The following is an 18,808-nucleotide window of genomic DNA, read 5'->3' on the forward strand; positions in this document are numbered from 1 at the left end:
TTCTGATGTCCGCTATGTTGCAAATTACGTCCTGCCCGAAACCCGCATATACCCCCTTTTAGGACGTTCTGGAGGGTTCGCATGAGATTGCGAAAAATCTCGGCTGTCGCCGTCCTGGCCCTGTCGGCCGCCGCCTGCGGCCAGTCGTCCGGCGGCGGCGGTGACACCATCGAGCTGACGATCACCCAGAACGCGATCGCCGGCGGCAAGAACGCCAAGGGCGCCGAGTACATCGCGAAGTGGGTCATTCCCCAGTTCGAGGCGGCCCAGAAGGCGAAAGGGAAGGACGTCAAGGTCAAGTTCATCCCGAGTGGGGTCGACGACGAGCAGTACAAGACCAAGCTCTCCCTGGACCTGAAGTCCGGCAAGGGGGCGGACGTCTTCGACATCGACGGCATCTGGATGGGCGAGTTCGCCGAGGCCGGCTACATCAAGCCGCTGGCCGAGGTGGCGGGCCCCGAGGCGGAGTCCTGGGAGGGCTGGAGCCAGATCCCCGAAGCGGTCCAGGGCCTGGCCACCTTCGGCGGCAAGAAGCACGCGCTGCCCGTCGGCACCGACGGCCGCGTCCTCTACTTCAACAAGACGCTCATGACCAAGGCGGGCCTGCCCGCCGACTGGCAGCCGAAGAGCTGGCAGGAGATCCTCGACGCCGGCGCCAAGCTCAAGTCCGCGGGCGTGCCCGTGCCGATCCAGATCAACGCCGGCACCGCGATGGGCGAGGCCACTTCCATGCAGGGCGTGCTCCCGCTGCTGGCCGGCGCCGGCGGCGAGGTGCAGAAGGACGGCAAGTGGACCGGCGCCGCCCAGCCGCTCAAGGACGCGCTCGGCCTCTACCAGAAGATCTACTCGCAGGGCCTGGGCGACCCCAAGCTCCAGCAGGAGGCCAAGGGCCGCGACAAGTCCTTCGCCCAGTTCGCCGAAGGCAAGATCGGCATCCTGATGGAGGGCGACTACTTCTGGCGCGGTGTCGTCAACCCCACCGACGGCGTGGCCAAGATGGCCGACCGCGACCAGACCGTCGGCTACGCGAAGATCCCCGCGATGGAGGCCGGCAAGGGCCTGCGCGGCCAGGACTTCGTCAGCATGTCCGGCGGCGCGCTGCGCACGCTCAACCCCAACAGCAAGCACCCCAAGGAAGCCTTCGAACTGCTCGCCTTCACGCTCTCCGCCGAGGGACTGAAGGAGGAGACCAAGAACGGCAACGTGCGCATCACCCCGCGCACCGACGTCAACAAGGAGATCCTGACCGGCGACCCGCTGCTGGCCTACATCTCCGAGGAAGTGCTCCCGCTGACCGCCTACCGGCCGCCGGTCGCGCTCTACCCGCAGGTCTCCACGGCCCTGCAGGAGGCCACGGCCGCCGTGGTGAGCGGGAAGACGCCGGACGAGGCCGCCGCGGAGTACCAGAAGAAGCTCGAAGGAATAGCCGGTGGCGCTGGCAACATCGCCTCCTGAGGCCCCGGCGCCCCCGGACAGGAAGACCTACAGCTCTGACGCGGCCGGTCTCGGCCGCGTCAGAGCGTCGGTCTTCGCCGCGCCCGCGCTCCTGCTCATCGCGGTCTTCCTGGTCTTTCCCGCGCTCTGGGTGCTCTACCTCAGCATCACCAACTACCGCCTCAGCGGGGTGCAGGCCCGCGACCCGCAGGTCGTCGGCCTCGACAACTTCTTCAACGCGCTGGCCAGCGGCAAGTTCTGGAACTCGACCTGGCTGACCGTGGAGTTCGTGCTCGGCTCCGCGGTCATCGGGCAGGTCGTGCTCGGCTTCACCATCGCGTGGCTGATGCGCGACCGGACCGGCCCGCTCAAGCGCCTGGTCGAGGGCCTGGTCATCCTCGCCTGGATCCTGCCCAGCGCCGTGGTGTCGTTCCTGTGGGTGGCGCTGCTCGACCGCGACGGCGGCACGCTGAACCTGCTGCTCGGCATCCCCGGCTTCGCCTGGCTGCTCGACTACCCGATGTTGTCGATCATCATCTTCAACACCTGGCGCGGCACCGCGTTCTCGATGATGTTGTACGGCGCCGCCCTCGGCAACGTGCCGCCCTCGCACCTGGAGAGCGCCCGCCTGGCCGGAGCCTCCGGCTGGCAGCAGTTGCGCGACGTCGTCTTCCCGCACATCCGCGGCCACATCCTGACCAACCTGCTGCTGATCAGCCTGTGGACGTTCAACGACTTCACCCCGTTCATGCTCACCGCCGGAGGGCCGGACGGGAAGACCGAGATCCTCGCCGTCTACGTCTACAAGGAGGCCCTGATCGGCGGGAACCTCGGCGTCGGCGCGGCCATCTCCGCGATCATCCTGCTGATCAACCTCGTGGTCGCCGTGTTCTACCTGCGGCTGCTCAGGAGGAAGTCATGAGCCCGCGGCGCGTACTCGGCCGGATCGGCTTCTACACGCTGATCGCCGTGGTGCTGGCCTTCTTCAGCGTGCCGCTGCTGTGGCTGGCCACGGCCCCGTTCACCAGCGACCCGACCTACGAGGTGTCGCTGCCCGACTTCACGCTCGCCAACTTCCGGGCGATCCTGGAGCATCCGTACGCGCTCGGGTCGCTCTACAACTCGCTGATCCTGGCCGTCGGCACCGCGTTGCTGGTCGTGGTGTTCGCGGCGCTGGCCGCGTACGCGCTGAGCCGGGTGCGCATCCCCGGCCGCGACGGGCTCCTCTACGCGCTCCTGCTGCTGTCGTCGATCATCACCGGCACCGCGGCGATGGTGCCGATCTACCAGCTCGCGGTCGAGCTGAACCTCATCGACACCCACCTCGGCGTCATCCTCATCCTCACCGGCGGCCTGCTGCCCGCGGCGATCTTCATGCTCAAGGACTTCATGGACACCACGCCCAAGTCCTACGAGGAGTCGGCGCGCGTCTTCGGCGCCTCGCCGCTGCAGATCGTGCGGCACGTGGTGGTCCCGCTGGTACGGCCGGGGCTGGCGACCATCGCCGTGTGGGCGATCGCCAACGTGTGGGGCAACTTCCTCATGCCGTACCTGCTGTTCAGCAGTGACCCGGAGAACCAGCCGGCCGCGGTGATCATCTATACGCTCTACACCGAGGGCGGCCAGGCCAACCTGCAGTTGCTGTCGACCTTCGGCCTCCTCTACTCGGTGCCGGTGGTGCTCATGTACCTGTTCGTCAGCAAGAAGTACGGCTTCCGCTTCCACGGAGGGATCAAGCGCTGATGTCGGCCATCGAACTGCGCGGCCTCACCAAGGTCTACCCCGGCGGCGTCCGAGCGCTCGACGCCCTCGACCTGGTCATCCCCGACGGCGAGTTCTTCGCCCTGCTGGGCCCGTCCGGCTGCGGCAAGACCACGCTGCTGCGCACCATCGCCGGGCTGGAGACCGCCACCTCGGGCTCGGTCGTCCTCGGCGAGCGCGACGTGACCAACATCCAGCCGGGCGCCCGCGACCTGGCGATGGTCTTCCAGGACTACGCGCTCTTCCCGCACATGGACGTCACCGACAACATCGCCTACCCGCTGCGCATCAAGAAGGTCGCCAAGGCCGCGCGCGGCGACAAGGCCCGCGAGGTCGGCGAACGGCTGGGCCTGGCCCAGCTCATGGACCGGCGCCCCGGCCAGCTGTCCGGCGGCCAGCAGCAGCGCGTGGCGCTGGCCCGCGTGATGGCCACGCAGGCGCGGGCGTTCCTGTTCGACGAGCCGCTGTCGAACCTCGACGCGCGGCTACGGCTTGAGGCGCGCACGTTCCTCAAGCGGCTGCAGCGCGAACTCGGCGTCACCACCGTCTTCGTCACCCACGACCAGGCCGAGGCCCTGGCGATGGCCGACCGGATGGCGGTCATGGAGGCCGGGCACATCCGCCAGGTCGGCACACCGGCCGAGGTGTTCCAGCGGCCGGCCAACACCTTCGTCGCCTCCTTCATCGGCTCCACGCCGATGAACCTGCTTGACGCCGTCGTAAGGGGCGACAGTCTGGAGGTGTCCGGATGCAAGGTGGCCGTCCCCGAGTCGGCCACCGGCCTGCTCACCGACGGGGAGAAGATCGTGTACGGCGTGCGTCCCGAGTACATGTCCTACTCCGCCGAGCCCGCGGAGGGCGCGCTGGGCGGGAAGGTGTCGATCGTGGAGAACCTGGGAGCGTCCCACCTGGTGACGCTTGAGGTCGGGGCGGCCTCGGTGCAGGCGGTGGTGCCGGAGGGCCGCGAGCCCGTGCCCGGCGACGACGGCTACGCGCTGCCCCGGGCCGACCGCGCGCTGGCCTACCGCGACGGCGACCTGGTCGCCGCCGGACGCGGGGGTATGGAGGCCGGAGCGTGAGCGTGATCCGAGGACACTGGTCGCTGGACGACCGGCTGGAGCGCATTCTGCGCGAGGTGCCGTTCGAGGTGCCGGAGGGGGCGCGGTCGGTGACCGTGCGGCTGTCCTACGACCGCGCCCTGGGCGTGATCGACCTCGGCTGCGGCGGGCCGTCGGGCTTTCGCGGCTGGTCGGGCGGCGCCCGTGACGCGTACACGATCACGACCGAGTGGGCGACGCCCGGTTACCTGCCCGAAGCCTCGGGAGCCGGGCTGGAGGCGGGGCTCTGGCAGGTGTGGCTCCGCCTGCACCGCATCCCGCCTGAGGGCCTGGACTACACGCTGGAGATCGAGACCTCACCCCAGATCCCGAAATTTCCGGACACTCCAGAGCCGGAGCTCGGCGCCCGCCCCCCTCGGCGCGACATTCCGGATATTTCTGGAATGCGGTGGTACGCGGGTGACTTCCACGCCCACACCGTCCACAGCGACGGCACCCTGACCATCCCCGAACTGGCCGAGCTGGCCGCCTCCCGCGGCCTGGACTTCCTGGCCGTCACCGACCACAACACCGTCAGCCACCACCCCTGGCTGGCCAAGACCGACCGGGGCATCACACTCATCCCCGGCCAGGAGGTCACCACCGACCGCGGCCACGCCAACGTCTTCGGCGACGTCGGCTGGGTCGACTTCCGCGAGCCCGCCGACTCCTGGGCCGAGCACGCGCGCGAACGCGGCGGCCTGATGTCGGTCAACCATCCGCTCGGCGGCGACTGCGCCTGGCTGCTGCCCGTCGAGCGGCGCCCGCGGGTGGCCGAGGTGTGGAGCTCCGGCTGGTGGGATCGCCGCTGGGGCGCGCCGCTGGCGTGGGCCGACGCCTGGCGTGACGACGTGATCGCGATCGGCGGCAGCGACTTCCACCGTCACGGCGGCGACGGCCCGCCCGGCGCGCCCACCACGTGGGTGCTGGCCGAGGACCCGAGCCTGATCCTCGACGCCGTGGCCGCCGGGCGCACCGCCGTCTCGGCGGGACCGGACGCGCCCCTTCTGCTGCGGCTCGGCGACGAACTGCTCGCGCTCGGCGCCGACGGCCTGGTCCTGGTCCGCCCCGACGGGCGCCGCCAGGTGATCAGGGGCGAGCGCGTGCTGCTCCCCGGTACGGCCGGTCAGCACCGCCTGGAGACCTACGAGAACGAAGTGATGGCTCTATGTGCGTGACAGGAGAGAGGCACTCATGCGCGTGACACGGATCGCCAACGCCCCCGTGAGCTTCGGGGTGTTCGAGCTGAGCGACGGGCCCGCGCCCCTGAGCGCCGACGCGATGGTCTCGGCTCTGTCCGAGGCCGGATACCAGGGCATCGACCTGGGGCCGATCGGGTTTCTCGGGACCGGCGAGGAGTTCGCCCGGAGGTTGTCGGCGGCCGGGTTCCTGCTGGCCGGTGGGTGGGCGGACCTGCCCTATGGAGACGCCGCCGGGTTCGCCGCCGGGCTGCCCGCGCTGGACGCCACGCTCGACGTGTTCGACGCGGCGCCGCCGTACGGGGAAGGCTTCGCGCCGCGACCGACGCTCGGCGAGTCCGGATCGCCCGCGCGCTTCGCCCGGCCCGGCGGGAACGCGCCCGGGCTGGAGGCGGACGAGTGGGCCGGGTACGCCAAGCGCGTGCAGGAGGCGGTCGACCGCTGCCGGGCCCGGGGCTACGAGCCGGTCTTCCACCACCACCTCGGCACCAACGTGGAGACGACCGACGAGATCGAACGCCTGCTGGAGCTCACCGACGCCCAGCTCTGCCTCGACACCGGGCACCTGCTGCTGGCCGGTGGCGACCCGGTCAAGGCGCTGCGCGACTGGCGCGGCCGGATCGGGCAGGTGCACGTCAAGGACGGCGATCCGGCCATCCTGGCCGAAGCGCTGGACGACGGCGCCGACCTGCGGGAGATCATGGGCCGCGGCGGGTTCAGCGCGCTGGGCCGCGGCGTCCTCGACCTGCCCGGCGTCGTGCGGGCGCTGGACGAGATCGGCTACCGGGGCTGGATCGTCGTCGAGCAGGACACCCTGCCGGGCCGCCGCCCGATCGCCGACGTCATCGCCGACCAGGCCGCGAACCTGGCCATGCTGAAGGACCTGGGGCTGTGAGCCCGAGGGGGAGGGGGAGCCGACGATGAGCACGAGGCTCGCACTGGTGGGGTGCGGGGCGGTCACCCAGGCCGTCTACGTGCCGCTGTTGTCGAGGCGGCGGGAGTTGTTCGAGGTCACGGCGGTCTGCGACCTGTCGCGGACGCTCGCCGACGCGGTCGGCGACCGGCTCGGGGTGACGCGCCGTTACACCTCGCTGGCCGGCATGCTGGCAGAAGGCGGGTTCGACGCCGTCGTCATGCTCGCCTCCGGCTCCCACGGCGAGCCGGTACGGCAGGCGCTCGCCGCCGGATACGCCGTGTTGTGCGAGAAGCCGCTGGCGCTGACCGAGGCCGAGGTCGCGGCGCTGCCCGAGGGCAGGCTGATGGTCGGCTACATGAAGCAGTACGACCCGGCGGTGCGCAGGGCCGAGGAGATCCTGGCGGAACTGGGCGGGCCGGGCGTGATCCGCTCGGTCGAGGTGACCGTGCTGCACCCGAGCGGGGAGTCGCAGCTGGCCTTCGCCAACCTGGCCCAGGCGCGGGACGTGGACGTCGCGCCGCTGCGGGCCGCCGAGAACGCGATCCTGGACCGGGCGCTGGGCGAACGGGCCACGGCGGAGCTGCGGTCGGTCTACAGCGTGGCGCTGGGCTCGATCTGCCATGACCTGTCGCTGCTGCGGCGTTTCACCGGCGCGCCGGTCGCCGTGGATCACGTGGAGCACTGGGGCGGTTCGCCCGGCTCAATCGAGATTTCTGGGCCTTTGCCGGTTGCCGGGCGATATTCCATTCGATGGCATTACCTGGAGGACTATCCGGCCTACCGGGAGACCGTCGCCATCCACCACACCAAGGGCACGCTGGAGCTGGCCTTCCCCGCCCCGTACCTGATGAACGCGCCCACCGTGCTGACCGTCGTCTCCGGGGCCGAGAGCCGCAACGAGTACCGGGACGTGACCGAGGCGTTCGAGACACAGCTGCTGGCCTTCCACGCGTTCGTGACCTCCGGCAAGCCGCCGCTCACCGACGCCGCCGGGGCGCTGGAGGACATCGTCACCGCCCAGCGGATCGCGGCACGCTACGCCGTACAGCATGACCTTGCCCTGGGGGGAGAAGCCCGTGAGCGTTGAGATCGTTCTGGTTCCGCACACGCACTGGGACCGGGAGTGGTACGAGCCGTTCCAGCGCTTCCGGCTGCGGCTGGTGGCGCTGCTCGACGAAGTGATCGAGACCATGGAACGCGAGCCCGGCTACCACTTCACCCTCGACGGGCAACTGGCCTGCGTGGACGACTACCTGGAGGTACGCCCGGAGAACCGCGAGCGCCTGGCAGCGCTGGTGCGCTCCGGGCGGCTGGCCGTGGGGCCGTGGCAGATCTTGCTGGACGAGTTCCTGTGCTCGGGCGAGAACATCGTGCGCAACCTGGAGCTCGGGCTCTCCCGCGCCGACAAGCTCGGCGGGGCGATGGAGGTCGGCTACCTGCCGGACATGTTCGGGCACGCCGCCCAGATGCCGCAGATCCTTCGGCGGGCGGGGCTGGAGCACGCCTGCGTCTACCGTGGTGTGCCGTCGAAGGTGGTCACCGACGCCTTCGCCTGGGTCGCGCCCGACGGAAGCGCCGTCCGCACGCAGTACCTGCCCGAAGGCGGCTACGGCAACGGCGTCGACCTGATCCACGGCGCCGGGAAGCTGGAGGAGCGCGCGGCCGCCTTCGCCCGGCGGATGCGCCCGTGGCACGGACCCGAGGGCCCGCTGCTGGCCATGTACGGCACCGACCATTCCGCCCCGGTCGCCGGGCTGCCGGAGCTGGTCGCGTCCATGGGCTCCCGCATGGACACCTTGTCCGGATACATCGAGGCGTTCGACCCGTCCGCCCACGGCCTGCCCCGCGTCGAAGGCGAGCTGCGCTCGCACGCCCGCGCCAACATCCTGCCCGGCGTCATCTCCGTGCGCGCCCACGTCAAGCAGGCCATGGGCCGCGCCGAACGCATGGTCGAGCGCTACGCGGAACCGCTGGCCGCCCTGTGGGGCGAGGACTGGCCGGGCCGCTTCCTCGACATGGCCTGGTGGCGCCTGGTCGACGCCAGCGGCCACGACTCCGTCACCGGCTGCGGCGTCGACGAGACCGCCCAGCAGGTCGCCGCCCGCATCGCCGAAGCCGAACACCTCGGGCAGGCCGTGCGCGACATGGTCACCAGCCGCCTGTCCGCGGCCGTCCCGTCCGACGGCGTCCTCGTCATCAACCCCACTCCCACGGTACGGCGCGGCGTCGTCCTGACCCAGGTCGCCGGCCAGGACCCGCTCGCCGGACCCGACGGCCCCCTCCACACCCAGACCCTCGAATACGAGCCCACCCTGCTGCTCGACGAGGAGATGGACCCCGAGCTGGCCTTCTCCTTCATCCACGGCCCCGAGCTCTACGGCCAGCACATCACCGGCTGGAACGTCGAGGACGGCGTCCTGACCTTCACCGTCGCCCGGAACAGCGACGAGACCTTCGACACCGCCGACATCGCCGCCGCGGCCGCCGGGGTCACCCGGGTCCGCATCCTGGCCGAGCCCCGCCGTACCGTGGCCGCGCTGGTCGAGGTCCCCGCGCTGGGCCACACCAGCCTGCGTCCCGTCCCCTGGGAGCCCGGCCTGACCCCGGCGGGCGGCATCGCGCCGGCCCGCGCGGAGGGGCAGGTTCTGGACAACGGCCTGCTCCGGGTCGAGGTGGCCGGCGACGGCACCCTCACCCTGACCGGTCCCGACGGTGTGACCGTCACCGGCGCCGGACGTGTCGTGGACGGCGGCGACGCCGGAGACACCTACAACTACGCGCCGCCGGCCGGTGACCGCCTGGTGTCGGAGCCGGTCGTGGTCGAGGTCTCCCCGGTGTGGTCGGGGCCGCTGGTGGCCGCCTTCGACATCCGCCGCACGTACCTGTGGCCCGCCACCGAGTCCGAACCCATGACCGGCGCCGACCACGCTCGCGTCCCCCAGCTCGCCGCCCCCGACCCCGGCCGCGGTATCACCACGGTCGAAACGGTCGTGGAGACGCGAGTCGAACTGCGGGCCGGTGAGCCGTTCGTCCGGCTGCGCGTGGAGTTCGACAACCGGGTCAACGACCACCGGGTCCGCCTGCACGTCCCGTTGCCGGTCGCGGCGACCTCGTCGTACGCGGAGGGTCAGTTCGCCGTCGTCGAACGCGGCCTCAGCCCGGAAGGCGGCTGCGGCGAAACCCCGCTGCCCACCTACCCCGCCTCCGGCTGGGTCGCCGCGGGCGGTGTGGCCGCCCTGCTGGAGCACGTCACCGAGTACGAGCTCACCGGCCAGGAACTCGCCCTCACCCTGCTGCGCTCGGTCGGCTTCCTGTCCCGCAACCGCAACGCCCTGCGCCCGGAACCCGCCGGCCCCCAGATCCCCACCCCGGCGGCCCAGTCCCGCGGGCTTCGCTCGGTGAGCTTGGCGCTGATGCCGTACAGCGGGGACTGGAGCGAGATCCCCGCCGCGGCCGAAACCTTCCGCCACGACCTGCTGGCCGTCGCCGGCACCGGCACCGGCGACCTGCCCGAGCCCCAGAGCGGCCTGTCGATCACCGGCCCAGGCGTGGTGATGACCTCGCTGCGTCGCCGCGACGACTGGAAGGAACTCCGCATCGTCAACTACGCGGCTGCGGATACCACGGCCACCATCAAGGGATCCTTCACCGAAGCCCGCCAAGCCGACCTCCGCGGCCGCCCCGGCGACGAACTGCCCACCACCCCAGGCCACCTCAACCTCCCCCTCGGCCCTTGGGAGATCGCCACGGTCCAGTTCCGCTGACCAAACAGCGCAGCACCGCCCCTTCGGTTAGGGGCGGTGCTGCTGGACGGTCAGGAGGTGAAGAGCTCGTCGGTTGCGGTGACGGAAACGGCGCGTTCGAGCCAGCCAGTGAGGGTGTCGAAGTCAGTGCACGTCTGGATGCGGGCGCGCTGCTCATCGGTGACAGGGATACCTCGGGCGTGCAGCACGAGGACTATCGCCTCTGCTCTGTCTTCGGCTCTGCCTTCCGCGCGCAGACTCCGGGCATACTCGCCCTGGTACAGGAATGACGTGGTCGCCATGAGCCGCTCCATTTCCTTCTGCGCGTCACCGGTCAAGGCGACGGTCACGTATTCAGCATAGCGAGCCGCCTCAGACGGGTCGATGCTGTTCAGGGCTGTGGTGAGGGTGGCCAGGATGGTCTGGATCTCCGGGTCCTGCCCGTGGGTGATGGCCGAGATGGCGGCCAGGCCGATGTTGCCCACCGCCGTGGCGACATCGGTGATGACGGGGGTGTTGCCGGGGCCGATCACCAAGGGGATGAGGGTCAGCCCGGGGTGTCCGGTGTGGATGGCCTTGGACGCCCAGCGGGCGGTGGTCTCGCTGGGGCAGATGACGATGAGACAGGCGGGGCAGTTGTACCGGGCCCGCATGTTGGCGATGTACGCCAGCCACGTCTCGTGCTTGACGGGGTCGCAGGCGAGCTGCACTTCGGTGATGACCGCGAGCCGGTCTTCGTCGGTCCCATAGAGGACGGCGCCGTCCGCGCGGTACTCGGCGGGAACGCACTCCGACAGCGAGCAGGTCACCACTTGGCCGCTGTCGGCGGGGATGCGGAGGCTGTCACCGAACAGGGACTCCAGCATGTGGGCGGTATGCCCGGGGTCGAGGGTGGCGATACCCACCAAGCCCTCGTGAAGGGGTGTATCCATGGGGTAAAGCTACGGTCAGGGTTTGATTAGCTACGCTGTGTATCCAAAATGTCCCCTTACCTGGTACCCCAGGAGTACGTCTGCTTGCGGAGCTTCAGGTAAACGAAGGACTCGGTGGCGCGGACCGCGGGGATGGCGCGGATCTTGCTGAGGATCTCCAGCAGGTGGGAGTCGCCCTCGCAGACCACCTCGACGATCACGTCGAAACTGCCCGCCGTCAGCACCACGTAGTCGATCTCGTCGATCGCGGAAAGCTCGTCGGCCACGAGCTCCAGGTCGCCTTCGCAGTTGACGCCGATCATGGCCTGGCGCGGGAAGCCGAGCGTCAGCGGGTCCGTGACCGCGACGATCTGCATCACCCCCGCGTCCTGCAGTCGCTGCACGCGCTGACGGACCGCGGCCTCCGAAAGTCCGACCGCCTTGCCGATCGCGGCGTACGGCATCCGCCCGTCATTCTGCAGCTGCTCGATGATCTGCTTCGACAAATCGTCGAGCACGACCGGCCCGGAAGCGGCCTCGTTGCTTCGGCGTACGCGAGGCGGGGTCGTCATCGCGGGGAATCCTCCTACCAGTCCGGCGTTACGGGCGCATTCCCGCTAGCTTGCCGTCCTGGTGCGACATGCTGTCAGTTCTCCCCGTCCTGTCAAGCGAATTCGTAGCAATTCGGTATCCTTTGCTTCGGAATCCCTTGTCTAGATGCGGTTACTCTGTCAGAGTCGCGGCATCTCAGCCACGTTCACCAGGAGGTCACACGTTGACCAGCCGTCTGCAGAACTTCATCAACAATGAGTTCGTGGACGCCAAGAGCGGCCGATTCTCCGATGTCATCGATCCTTGTACCGGCGAAGCCTATCTTCAGGCTCCGATCTCCGGTCCAGAGGATGTCGATGCCGCCTACGCCGCCGCGGCTGCCGCGTTCGAGTCGTGGGGTCAGACCACGCCGGGAGAGCGGGCCAATCTCCTGCTCAAGGTCGCCGAGGCGATCGAGGCGAGGGCCGATGAGATCAACGAGGCTGAGTGCCTCAACACCGGCAAGCCCCGCGCCCGCATGGCCGAGGACGAGACTCCGGTCGCGGCCGACCACTTCCGGTTCTTCGCCGGTGCGGCCAGGACCCTTGAGGGCCCGACGGCCGGTGAGTTCCTCGCCGAGCACACAAGCGTCATCCGGCACGAGCCGATCGGCGTCATCGGCCAGGTCACGCCCTGGAACTACCCGATGATGATGGCGGTCTGGAAGATCGCCCCGGCGCTGGCCGCCGGAAACACCATCGTGCTCAAGCCGTCGGACACGACGCCCGTGTCCACCGTCAAACTCGCCGAGATCATCGGCAGCGTCCTGCCGCCCGGCGTCTTCAACGTCGTCACCGGCGACCGCGAGACCGGCGCGCTGGTCGTGGGCCACCCGACCGCCGCCATGGTGGCGATCACCGGCTCGGTCGGCGCGGGCATGGCGGTCGCCAAGACCGCCGCCGACGACCTCAAGCGGGTTCACCTGGAGCTGGGCGGCAAGGCCCCGGTCGTGGTCTTCGAGGACGTCAAGGACCTCAAGACCGCCGCCGAGTCCATCGCCACCGCCGGGCTCTACAACGCCGGCCAGGACTGCACCGCCGCCTGCCGCGTGCTGGTCCACGAGAGCGTGCACGACGAGTTCGTGTCCGCCCTCACCGCGGCCGCCGCCGGTACGGTCACCGGCGACCTGTCCAACGAGGACGCCCTGTACGGCCCGCTGAACAACGAGAACCAGCTGACCAGGGTCCAGGGCTTCATCGAGCGGGCCCCGTCGCACGCCAAGGTCCTGACCGGCGGCCACCGCGTGGGCGACAAGGGCTACTTCTTCGCTCCGACCATCGTCGACGGCCTCAAGCAGGACGACGAGATGGTGCAGAACGAGGTGTTCGGCCCGGTCATCACGGTCCAGACGTTCACCGACGAGGCGGACGCGCTGGCCAAGGCCAACGACGTGCGCTACGGCCTGTCGGGCTCCGTCTGGACCTCCGACCACGGCCGCGCGATGCGGATGTCGAACAGGCTCGAGTTCGGCGTGGTGTGGGTCAACACGCACATCCCGTTCGTGAGCGAGATGCCGCACGGCGGCTTCAAGCACTCCGGCTACGGCAAGGACCTGTCGGTCTTCGGTCTTCACGACTACACGCGCGTCAAGCACGTCATGCACTACATCGGAGACTAGATGCACGCGATCCAGCTCGATGACGTCGTCAAGGAATACCAGTCGCACGGCGAGGTCGTCCAGGCTGTGAAGGGCGTCACGCTGGAGATCGCCGAGGGGGAGTTCTTCTCCCTCCTCGGCCCCTCCGGTTGCGGCAAGACCACGACCATGCGCATGATCGCGGGCTTCGAGGAGCCCTCGAAGGGCGTGGTCAAGCTGCTCGGGAAGGACGTCACCAACGTCCCGCCCAACAAGCGCGATGTGAACATGGTCTTCCAGTCCTACGCGCTGTTCCCGCACATGAACGTGTGGGACAACGTGGCCTTCGGGCTCAAGCAGAAGGGCGTCGCCCAGGCCGAGATCCGGCAGCGGGTGACCGAGATGCTGGAGATCGTCGACCTGACCGGCCGCGAGAAGCGCCGCCCGAGGGAGATGTCCGGCGGCCAGCAGCAGCGCGTGGCGCTGGCCAGGGCATTGGTCAACCGCCCGCGCGCGCTCCTGCTCGACGAACCGCTCGGCGCCCTCGACCTGAAGCTGCGCCAGGCCATGCAGATCGAACTCAAGCGCATCCAGCGCGAGGTCGGCATCACCTTCGTCTACGTCACGCACGACCAGAACGAGGCGCTGACGATGAGCGACCGCATCGCCGTCATGAACGACGGCCTGGTGGAACAGCTCGCCGGCCCGCGTGAGATCTATGAGCGCCCGGCGACGCAGTTCGTCGCCGGCTTCATCGGCACGTCCAACCTTCTCGCCGGTACGGCTGCCGCCGGCGTGCTGCCCATCGGCGGTGGCCGGGTCCTGGTTCCTGGCCAGGACGGCGACGTTTCGGTCACCGTACGCCCGGAGAAGATCACCATCGACACCGCTGAGCCGAACGGCCAGGTCAGCGCGGTGCCGGGCACGGTCGCCGAAGTGGTCTACCTCGGCACCTACAACAGTTACGCCGTGGCCCTCGCCGACGGGGCCGAGGTCACGGTATTCCAGCAGAACGCGCACGACTCCACTACCACGGCCGAGCGGGGTGACTCGGTCTGGCTGTCGTGGCAGCCGCAGCACTCATATGTGATTGGAAGTTGAAGGCCATGGACCCCGTGAACAAGATCGCCCTTCTGCGTGGGATGACGCAGACCCGCACCCGGCGTGAGGCGTTGCGGCTCGCCGGGCTGTCGGCCACCGGACTGATGCTGGCCGCCTGCGGTGTGCAGGGTCAGAAGCAGGCCCCGGCCAAGCCGGACGCGGTCCAGGAGTATTGGGCCAAGCAGAAGAAGACCGGCAAGGTCGTCTTCGCCAACTGGCCCGAGTACATGCCCGAGGACAAGAAGCCGCTGGAGGAGTTCAAGAAGGCGACCGGTATCTCTTACGAGTACAAAGAGGTCATCGACGAGAACGCCTCCTTCTTCGGCAAGGTCGACCCCGTGCTCAGGGCGGGCCAGTCTCTCGGCTACGACATCGTGGTCATGACGAACGGAATCCAGCTCCAGCACATGATCGAGCTGGGCTACGTGGTCCAGCTGGACCAGTCGAAGCTGCCGAACTTCAACGCCAACGCGGGCGCCAAGTACAAGGACCGCGCCTACGACCCGGGCAACGTCTACACCGTGCCCTACACCTCGGGCATCACGGGGATCGCGTACAACACCAAGTACATCAAGGACGACATCACCAGCATCAACGCGTTGTTCGATCCCAAGTACAAGGGCCGCGTCGGGATGATGCGCGACGCCCAGGAGATCGGCAACTTCGGCATGTTCGCGCTGGGCATCGACCCGGAGAAGTCGACGCAGGCCGACTGGGAGAAGGCCGGCGCCAAGCTCAAGGAGCAGCGCGACGCCGGGCTGGTGCGCAAGTACTACGACCAGGACTACATCGACGCCGTCTCCAAGGGTGACGTGTGGCTGACGATGGCCTGGTCGGGCGATGTGTTCCAGCGCCAGCTCGCGGGTGAGCCGGTCAAGTTCGTGGTGCCGGGGGAGGGCGGCACGATCTGGACCGACAACATGCTCATTCCCAAGGGCGCGGCCAACCCGATCGACGCGATCACGCTGATGGACTGGTTCTACAAGCCGGAGATCGCCGCCGAGCTGGAGGAGTTCATCCAGTTCGTCACCCCGGTCCCCGCGGCGCACGACATCCTCAAGGCGAAGGTGGGGACGCTGCAGGGCAAGGAGAAGACGGATCTGGAGACGCTGGTCAACAGCCCGCTGATCTTCCCGACCGAGGGTGACTACTCCAAGCTGCGCGGCTACACCCAGCTCACCACCAAGACCGAGCAGGTGTTCAACCGCATCTTCCAGACCGTCACCCAGGCCTAGGCATGAAAGGCCGGCTTACCCCCTACCTGCTCGCACTGCCGAGCTGGCTATGGCTAGGGATCTTCCTGGTGGTGCCGCTGGCGGCGATGGCCTCGGTCTCGACGACCACCGGCAACAACATCGACGGCTTCGTCCAGACCTTCGCCTTCTCCAACTACACCGACGCCCTGAGCCGCTACAGCACCCAGCTGGCCCGCTCGTTCGCCTACGGGGCCATGGCCACCGTGGCGATGCTGGTGATCGGCTACCCGGTGGCGTACTTCATCGCCTTCAAGGGCGGTGCGCGCAAGTCCACCTACCTGTTCCTGCTCCTGCTGCCGTTCTTCGTCTCGTTCGTGCTGCGCACGATCTCGTGGGGCTTCCTGCTGGCCGACGACGGCATCCTGCTCGGCACGCTGAAGGGCTGGGGGCTGCTGCCCGCCGGTTTCCACGTGCTGGCCACGACCTTCTCGGTGGTGGCGGGGCTGACGTACAACTGGCTGCCGTTCATGATCCTGCCGATCTACGTCGCGCTGGAGCGCGTGGATCCGCGCGTGATCGAGGCGGCCCAGGACCTGTACGCGACCCGCCTGGCCGCCTTCCGCAGGGTGGTGCTGCCGCTGTCGCTGCCCGGTGTGTTCGCCGGGGTGCTGATGACGTTCGTGCCCGCCACGGCCGACCCGGTCAACGCCCAGATCCTCGGCGGCACCTCGAACACGATGATCGGCAACGTCATCCAGACCGAGTACCTGACGAACCTGGCCTACCCGTCGGCGTCGGCGCTGTCGTTCACGCTGATGGCGGTGCTGCTGGTGGGCATCTTCATCTACGCCAAGGCCCTGGGCACGGAGAACGTTCTGGAAGCGGCGGCCAACCGATGAGAAGGAACCGTCTGGGCGACCGCCTCCTGCACGCCTACACCTGGCTGATCATCGTCTGGCTGTCCGCGCCGATCGCCGTGATGATCCTCTTCGGGTTCAACGACAAGAAGAGCAAGTCCAACACCAGCTGGCAGGGCTTCACGCTGCGCTGGTACCAGGAGCTCTTCTCGATCTCCGACCTGTCCACCGCCCTGATCAACTCGCTGGTGATCGCGGTCGCCAGCACTCTGGTGACGGCGGTCATCGGCACGATGCTGGGCCTCGCGCTCGGCCGCTTCCGGTTCCGGGGCAAGGGCATCACCAACTTCCTGGTCTTCGTCGCGATCTCGACGCCGGAGCTGGTCATGGGCTCGTCGCTGCTGTCGCTGTTCGTCTCGGCGAACATGCCGCGCGACTCCGTCACGATCATCATCGCGCACGTGCTGTTCTCGCTGTCGTTCGTGACGGTGACCGTACGGGCCAGGGTGGTCACGCTCGACCCCTCGCTGGAGGAGGCGGCCAGGGACCTCGGCGCCACGCCGTGGGGCACCTTCCGGCAGGTGACGCTGCCGGCGATCATGCCGGGTGTCGCGGCCGGGGCGATGCTGGCCTTCGCGCTGTCGGTCGACGACTACGTGGTGACGAGCTTCGTCAACGGCTCCACCATCACGTTCCCGCTGTGGATCGTCGGGTCGGTGAAGACCGGCATTCCGCCGCAGGTTAACGTCATGGGTACGCTGATCTTCGGTGTCGGTGTGCTGATCGCCGTGGCCAACTTCGTCTCGGCTCGGCGGCGCCGTACCTGAGAAATCCGACCTTCCCCCCGCCGGTCGGCGGGGGGTTTGGCATACGACGACAAAGAACAGGGAGGCGAGATCGGATTTCGGCGGGGGGAACCCGTGCGTGATCACTCATAAGATCCCGCAATTTCGTATTTCACACTAACTTCGTAGGGAAGTGGGATTTGTGGATCCGCTGAAGGCGCTTGCTGATGCGGAGCGCAAGCCGTACTGGCTGGACAGTCCGGCCAGACCTGAGCCGCAACCGCGGCTCTTCGGACAGACGACCGCCGACCTCGTCGTCGTCGGCGGGGGCTTTTCGGGGTTGTGGACCGCCCTGATGGCCAAGGAGCGCGACCCCTCCCAGGACGTCGTCCTGCTGGAAGGCCGCAGGATCGGCTGGGCGGCCACCGGCCGCAACGGCGGGTTCTGCATGGCGACCCTCACACACGGGCTCGCCAACGGGCTGGAGCGCTGGCCCGAGGACATCGAGCGGCTCGAGAACATGGGCGTGGAGAACCTCGACGAGATCGAGGCGACCCTGCGCCGCTACGACATCGACTGCTCGTTCGAACGCACCGGCGAACTGCACGTGGCCACCGAGCCGTGGCAGCTGGACGACCTCAACGAGCACCTGGACCTGATCTCCGACCTCGGGCTCGACTACGTGCCCCTGGACCAGCAGCAGGTACGGGCCGAGGTCGACTCGCCCACCTACCTGGGCGGGCTGTGGGAGCGCAGCGGCTGCGCCATGCTCGACCCGGCCAAGCTGGCCTTCGGGCTGCGCGCGGCCTGCCTCAAGCTCGGCGTCAGGATCTACGAGCGCTCGCCGGTCCGGGCCCTCGACGACGACGGCGTCACCATCACGTTGCGCACCCCGCACGGCAGCGCCGCCGCGCCCAAGGTCGCGCTCGGCACCGGCGTCTTCCCGCCGCTGCTGCGCCGGCTCAAGCACTTCGTCGTACCGGTCTACGACTACGCGCTCATGACCGAGCCCATGTCGCCCGGCCAGCTCGCCTCGGTGGGCTGGGCGAACCGGCAGGGCGTCGGCGACTCGGCCAACCAGTTCCACTACTACCGGCTGAGCGACGACAACCGCATCCTGTGGGGCGGCTACGACGCCGTGTACTACAACGGCGGCCACCTCAAGCCCGAGTACGACCAGCGCGACGAGACGTTCGTCAAGCTGGCCGGGCACTTCTACGACACCTTCCCGCAGCTGTCGGGCCTGCGCTTCACCCACCGGTGGGGCGGCGTCATCGACACCTGCAGCCGCTTCTCCGCCTTCTTCGGCCAGGCCCACGGCGGCCGGCTGGCCTACGCCGTCGGCTACACCGGCATGGGCGTGGGCGCCACCCGCTTCGGCGCGAACGTCATGCTCGACCTGCTGTCGGGCGAGCGTACCGAGCGGACAGAGCTGCGGATGGTCAAGGAGAAGCCGTTCCCGTTCCCGCCGGAGCCGGTCCGGTCGGGGGTGATCCAGTTCACCCGGTGGTCGATCGCCCGCGCCGACCTCCACCAGGGCAAGCGCAACCTGTGGCTGCGCACGCTCGACAAGATGGGCCTGGGCTTCGACTCCTGAGTCCCGCGCGCGGCCGTGGACACCCGGGCCCACGGCCGCCCAGA

Annotated in this window: 16 protein-coding genes; 14 read left to right on the top strand and 2 right to left on the bottom strand. The window is 68.9% G+C overall.

Annotated elements, in window-relative coordinates; all coding sequences use genetic code 11:
* Positions 1-81: 81 nt before the first annotated feature.
* From ACIBHY_RS13530 to ACIBHY_RS13565, 8 genes are read left to right on the top strand one after another with little or no spacing between them, the layout of a single operon-like run.
* Positions 82-1,455 (top strand): extracellular solute-binding protein, encoded by a 1,374-nt coding sequence (locus ACIBHY_RS13530; protein ID WP_397306785.1) that lies wholly within the window; start codon positions 82-84, stop codon positions 1,453-1,455.
* Positions 1,430-2,356, top strand: coding sequence for a carbohydrate ABC transporter permease (locus tag ACIBHY_RS13535; protein ID WP_379620417.1), 927 nt, complete (start codon positions 1,430-1,432; stop codon positions 2,354-2,356). The genes ACIBHY_RS13530 and ACIBHY_RS13535 overlap by 26 nt, the downstream gene beginning before the upstream one ends.
* Positions 2,353-3,177: a carbohydrate ABC transporter permease gene (locus tag ACIBHY_RS13540; RefSeq protein WP_379620419.1), complete on the top strand. Its 825-nt coding sequence runs from the start codon at positions 2,353-2,355 to the stop codon at positions 3,175-3,177. The genes ACIBHY_RS13535 and ACIBHY_RS13540 overlap by 4 nt, the downstream gene beginning before the upstream one ends.
* On the top strand, positions 3,177-4,274 hold the full coding sequence (locus ACIBHY_RS13545) for an ABC transporter ATP-binding protein (RefSeq protein WP_397253637.1): 1,098 nt from the start codon (positions 3,177-3,179) through the stop codon (positions 4,272-4,274). The genes ACIBHY_RS13540 and ACIBHY_RS13545 overlap by 1 nt, the downstream gene beginning before the upstream one ends.
* Positions 4,271-5,470, top strand: a complete 1,200-nt coding sequence (locus ACIBHY_RS13550; RefSeq protein ID WP_397306786.1) for a CehA/McbA family metallohydrolase — start codon at positions 4,271-4,273, stop codon at positions 5,468-5,470. The genes ACIBHY_RS13545 and ACIBHY_RS13550 overlap by 4 nt, the downstream gene beginning before the upstream one ends.
* A 16-nt stretch (positions 5,471-5,486) precedes the next feature.
* The gene (locus ACIBHY_RS13555) at positions 5,487-6,386 is read left to right on the top strand and encodes a sugar phosphate isomerase/epimerase family protein (RefSeq protein ID WP_397306787.1); all 900 of its coding nucleotides are present in this window, start codon (positions 5,487-5,489) and stop codon (positions 6,384-6,386) included.
* 25 nt (positions 6,387-6,411) lie between these two features.
* Positions 6,412-7,494, top strand: a complete 1,083-nt coding sequence (locus ACIBHY_RS13560) for a Gfo/Idh/MocA family protein (protein WP_397306788.1) — start codon at positions 6,412-6,414, stop codon at positions 7,492-7,494.
* Positions 7,484-10,171 carry an alpha-mannosidase gene (locus tag ACIBHY_RS13565; RefSeq protein ID WP_397306789.1) on the top strand — a complete coding sequence of 896 codons (2,688 nt, stop codon included), beginning with the start codon at positions 7,484-7,486 and terminating at the stop codon, positions 10,169-10,171. Before ACIBHY_RS13560 ends, ACIBHY_RS13565 begins: the two co-directional genes overlap by 11 nt.
* Before the next feature lie 50 nt (positions 10,172-10,221).
* Here ACIBHY_RS13565 and ACIBHY_RS13570 read toward each other — a convergent pair whose 3' ends face one another.
* Both ACIBHY_RS13570 and ACIBHY_RS13575 read right to left on the bottom strand, forming a co-directional pair.
* Positions 10,222-11,082, bottom strand: a complete 861-nt coding sequence (locus tag ACIBHY_RS13570; protein WP_397306790.1) for a hypothetical protein — start codon at positions 11,080-11,082, stop codon at positions 10,222-10,224.
* 56 nt (positions 11,083-11,138) lie between these two features.
* On the bottom strand, positions 11,139-11,633 hold the full coding sequence (locus tag ACIBHY_RS13575; RefSeq protein WP_397095337.1) for an Lrp/AsnC family transcriptional regulator: 495 nt from the start codon (positions 11,631-11,633) through the stop codon (positions 11,139-11,141).
* Between the two features lie 203 nt (positions 11,634-11,836).
* Here ACIBHY_RS13575 and ACIBHY_RS13580 point away from each other — a divergent pair, with 203 nt between their 5' ends.
* The 6 genes from ACIBHY_RS13580 to ACIBHY_RS13605 all read left to right on the top strand — a co-directional run bounded on the left by ACIBHY_RS13580 (position 11,837) and on the right by ACIBHY_RS13605 (position 18,764).
* On the top strand, positions 11,837-13,270 hold the full coding sequence (locus ACIBHY_RS13580) for a gamma-aminobutyraldehyde dehydrogenase (protein WP_397253649.1): 1,434 nt from the start codon (positions 11,837-11,839) through the stop codon (positions 13,268-13,270).
* Positions 13,271-14,329, top strand: a complete 1,059-nt coding sequence (locus ACIBHY_RS13585; protein ID WP_397253651.1) for an ABC transporter ATP-binding protein — start codon at positions 13,271-13,273, stop codon at positions 14,327-14,329.
* Positions 14,330-14,334: 5 nt separating this feature from the next.
* Entirely contained in the window at positions 14,335-15,564 is a 1,230-nt protein-coding gene (locus ACIBHY_RS13590) for a PotD/PotF family extracellular solute-binding protein (protein ID WP_397253653.1), read from the top strand.
* A gap of 2 nt (positions 15,565-15,566) precedes the next feature.
* Positions 15,567-16,424, top strand: coding sequence for an ABC transporter permease (locus ACIBHY_RS13595; RefSeq protein ID WP_184965500.1), 858 nt, complete (start codon positions 15,567-15,569; stop codon positions 16,422-16,424).
* A complete protein-coding gene (locus ACIBHY_RS13600) occupies positions 16,421-17,209 on the top strand; it encodes an ABC transporter permease (protein WP_397253656.1) in 789 nt (262 codons plus the stop codon). The genes ACIBHY_RS13595 and ACIBHY_RS13600 overlap by 4 nt, the downstream gene beginning before the upstream one ends.
* Before the next feature lie 160 nt (positions 17,210-17,369).
* Positions 17,370-18,764, top strand: a complete 1,395-nt coding sequence (locus ACIBHY_RS13605; RefSeq protein WP_397253658.1) for an NAD(P)/FAD-dependent oxidoreductase — start codon at positions 17,370-17,372, stop codon at positions 18,762-18,764.
* The last annotated feature ends 44 nt before the right edge of the window (positions 18,765-18,808 follow it).

Origin of the sequence: Nonomuraea sp. NPDC050547 (assembly GCF_044457345.1) — a bacterium.
GTDB lineage: Bacteria > Actinomycetota > Actinomycetes > Streptosporangiales > Streptosporangiaceae > Nonomuraea.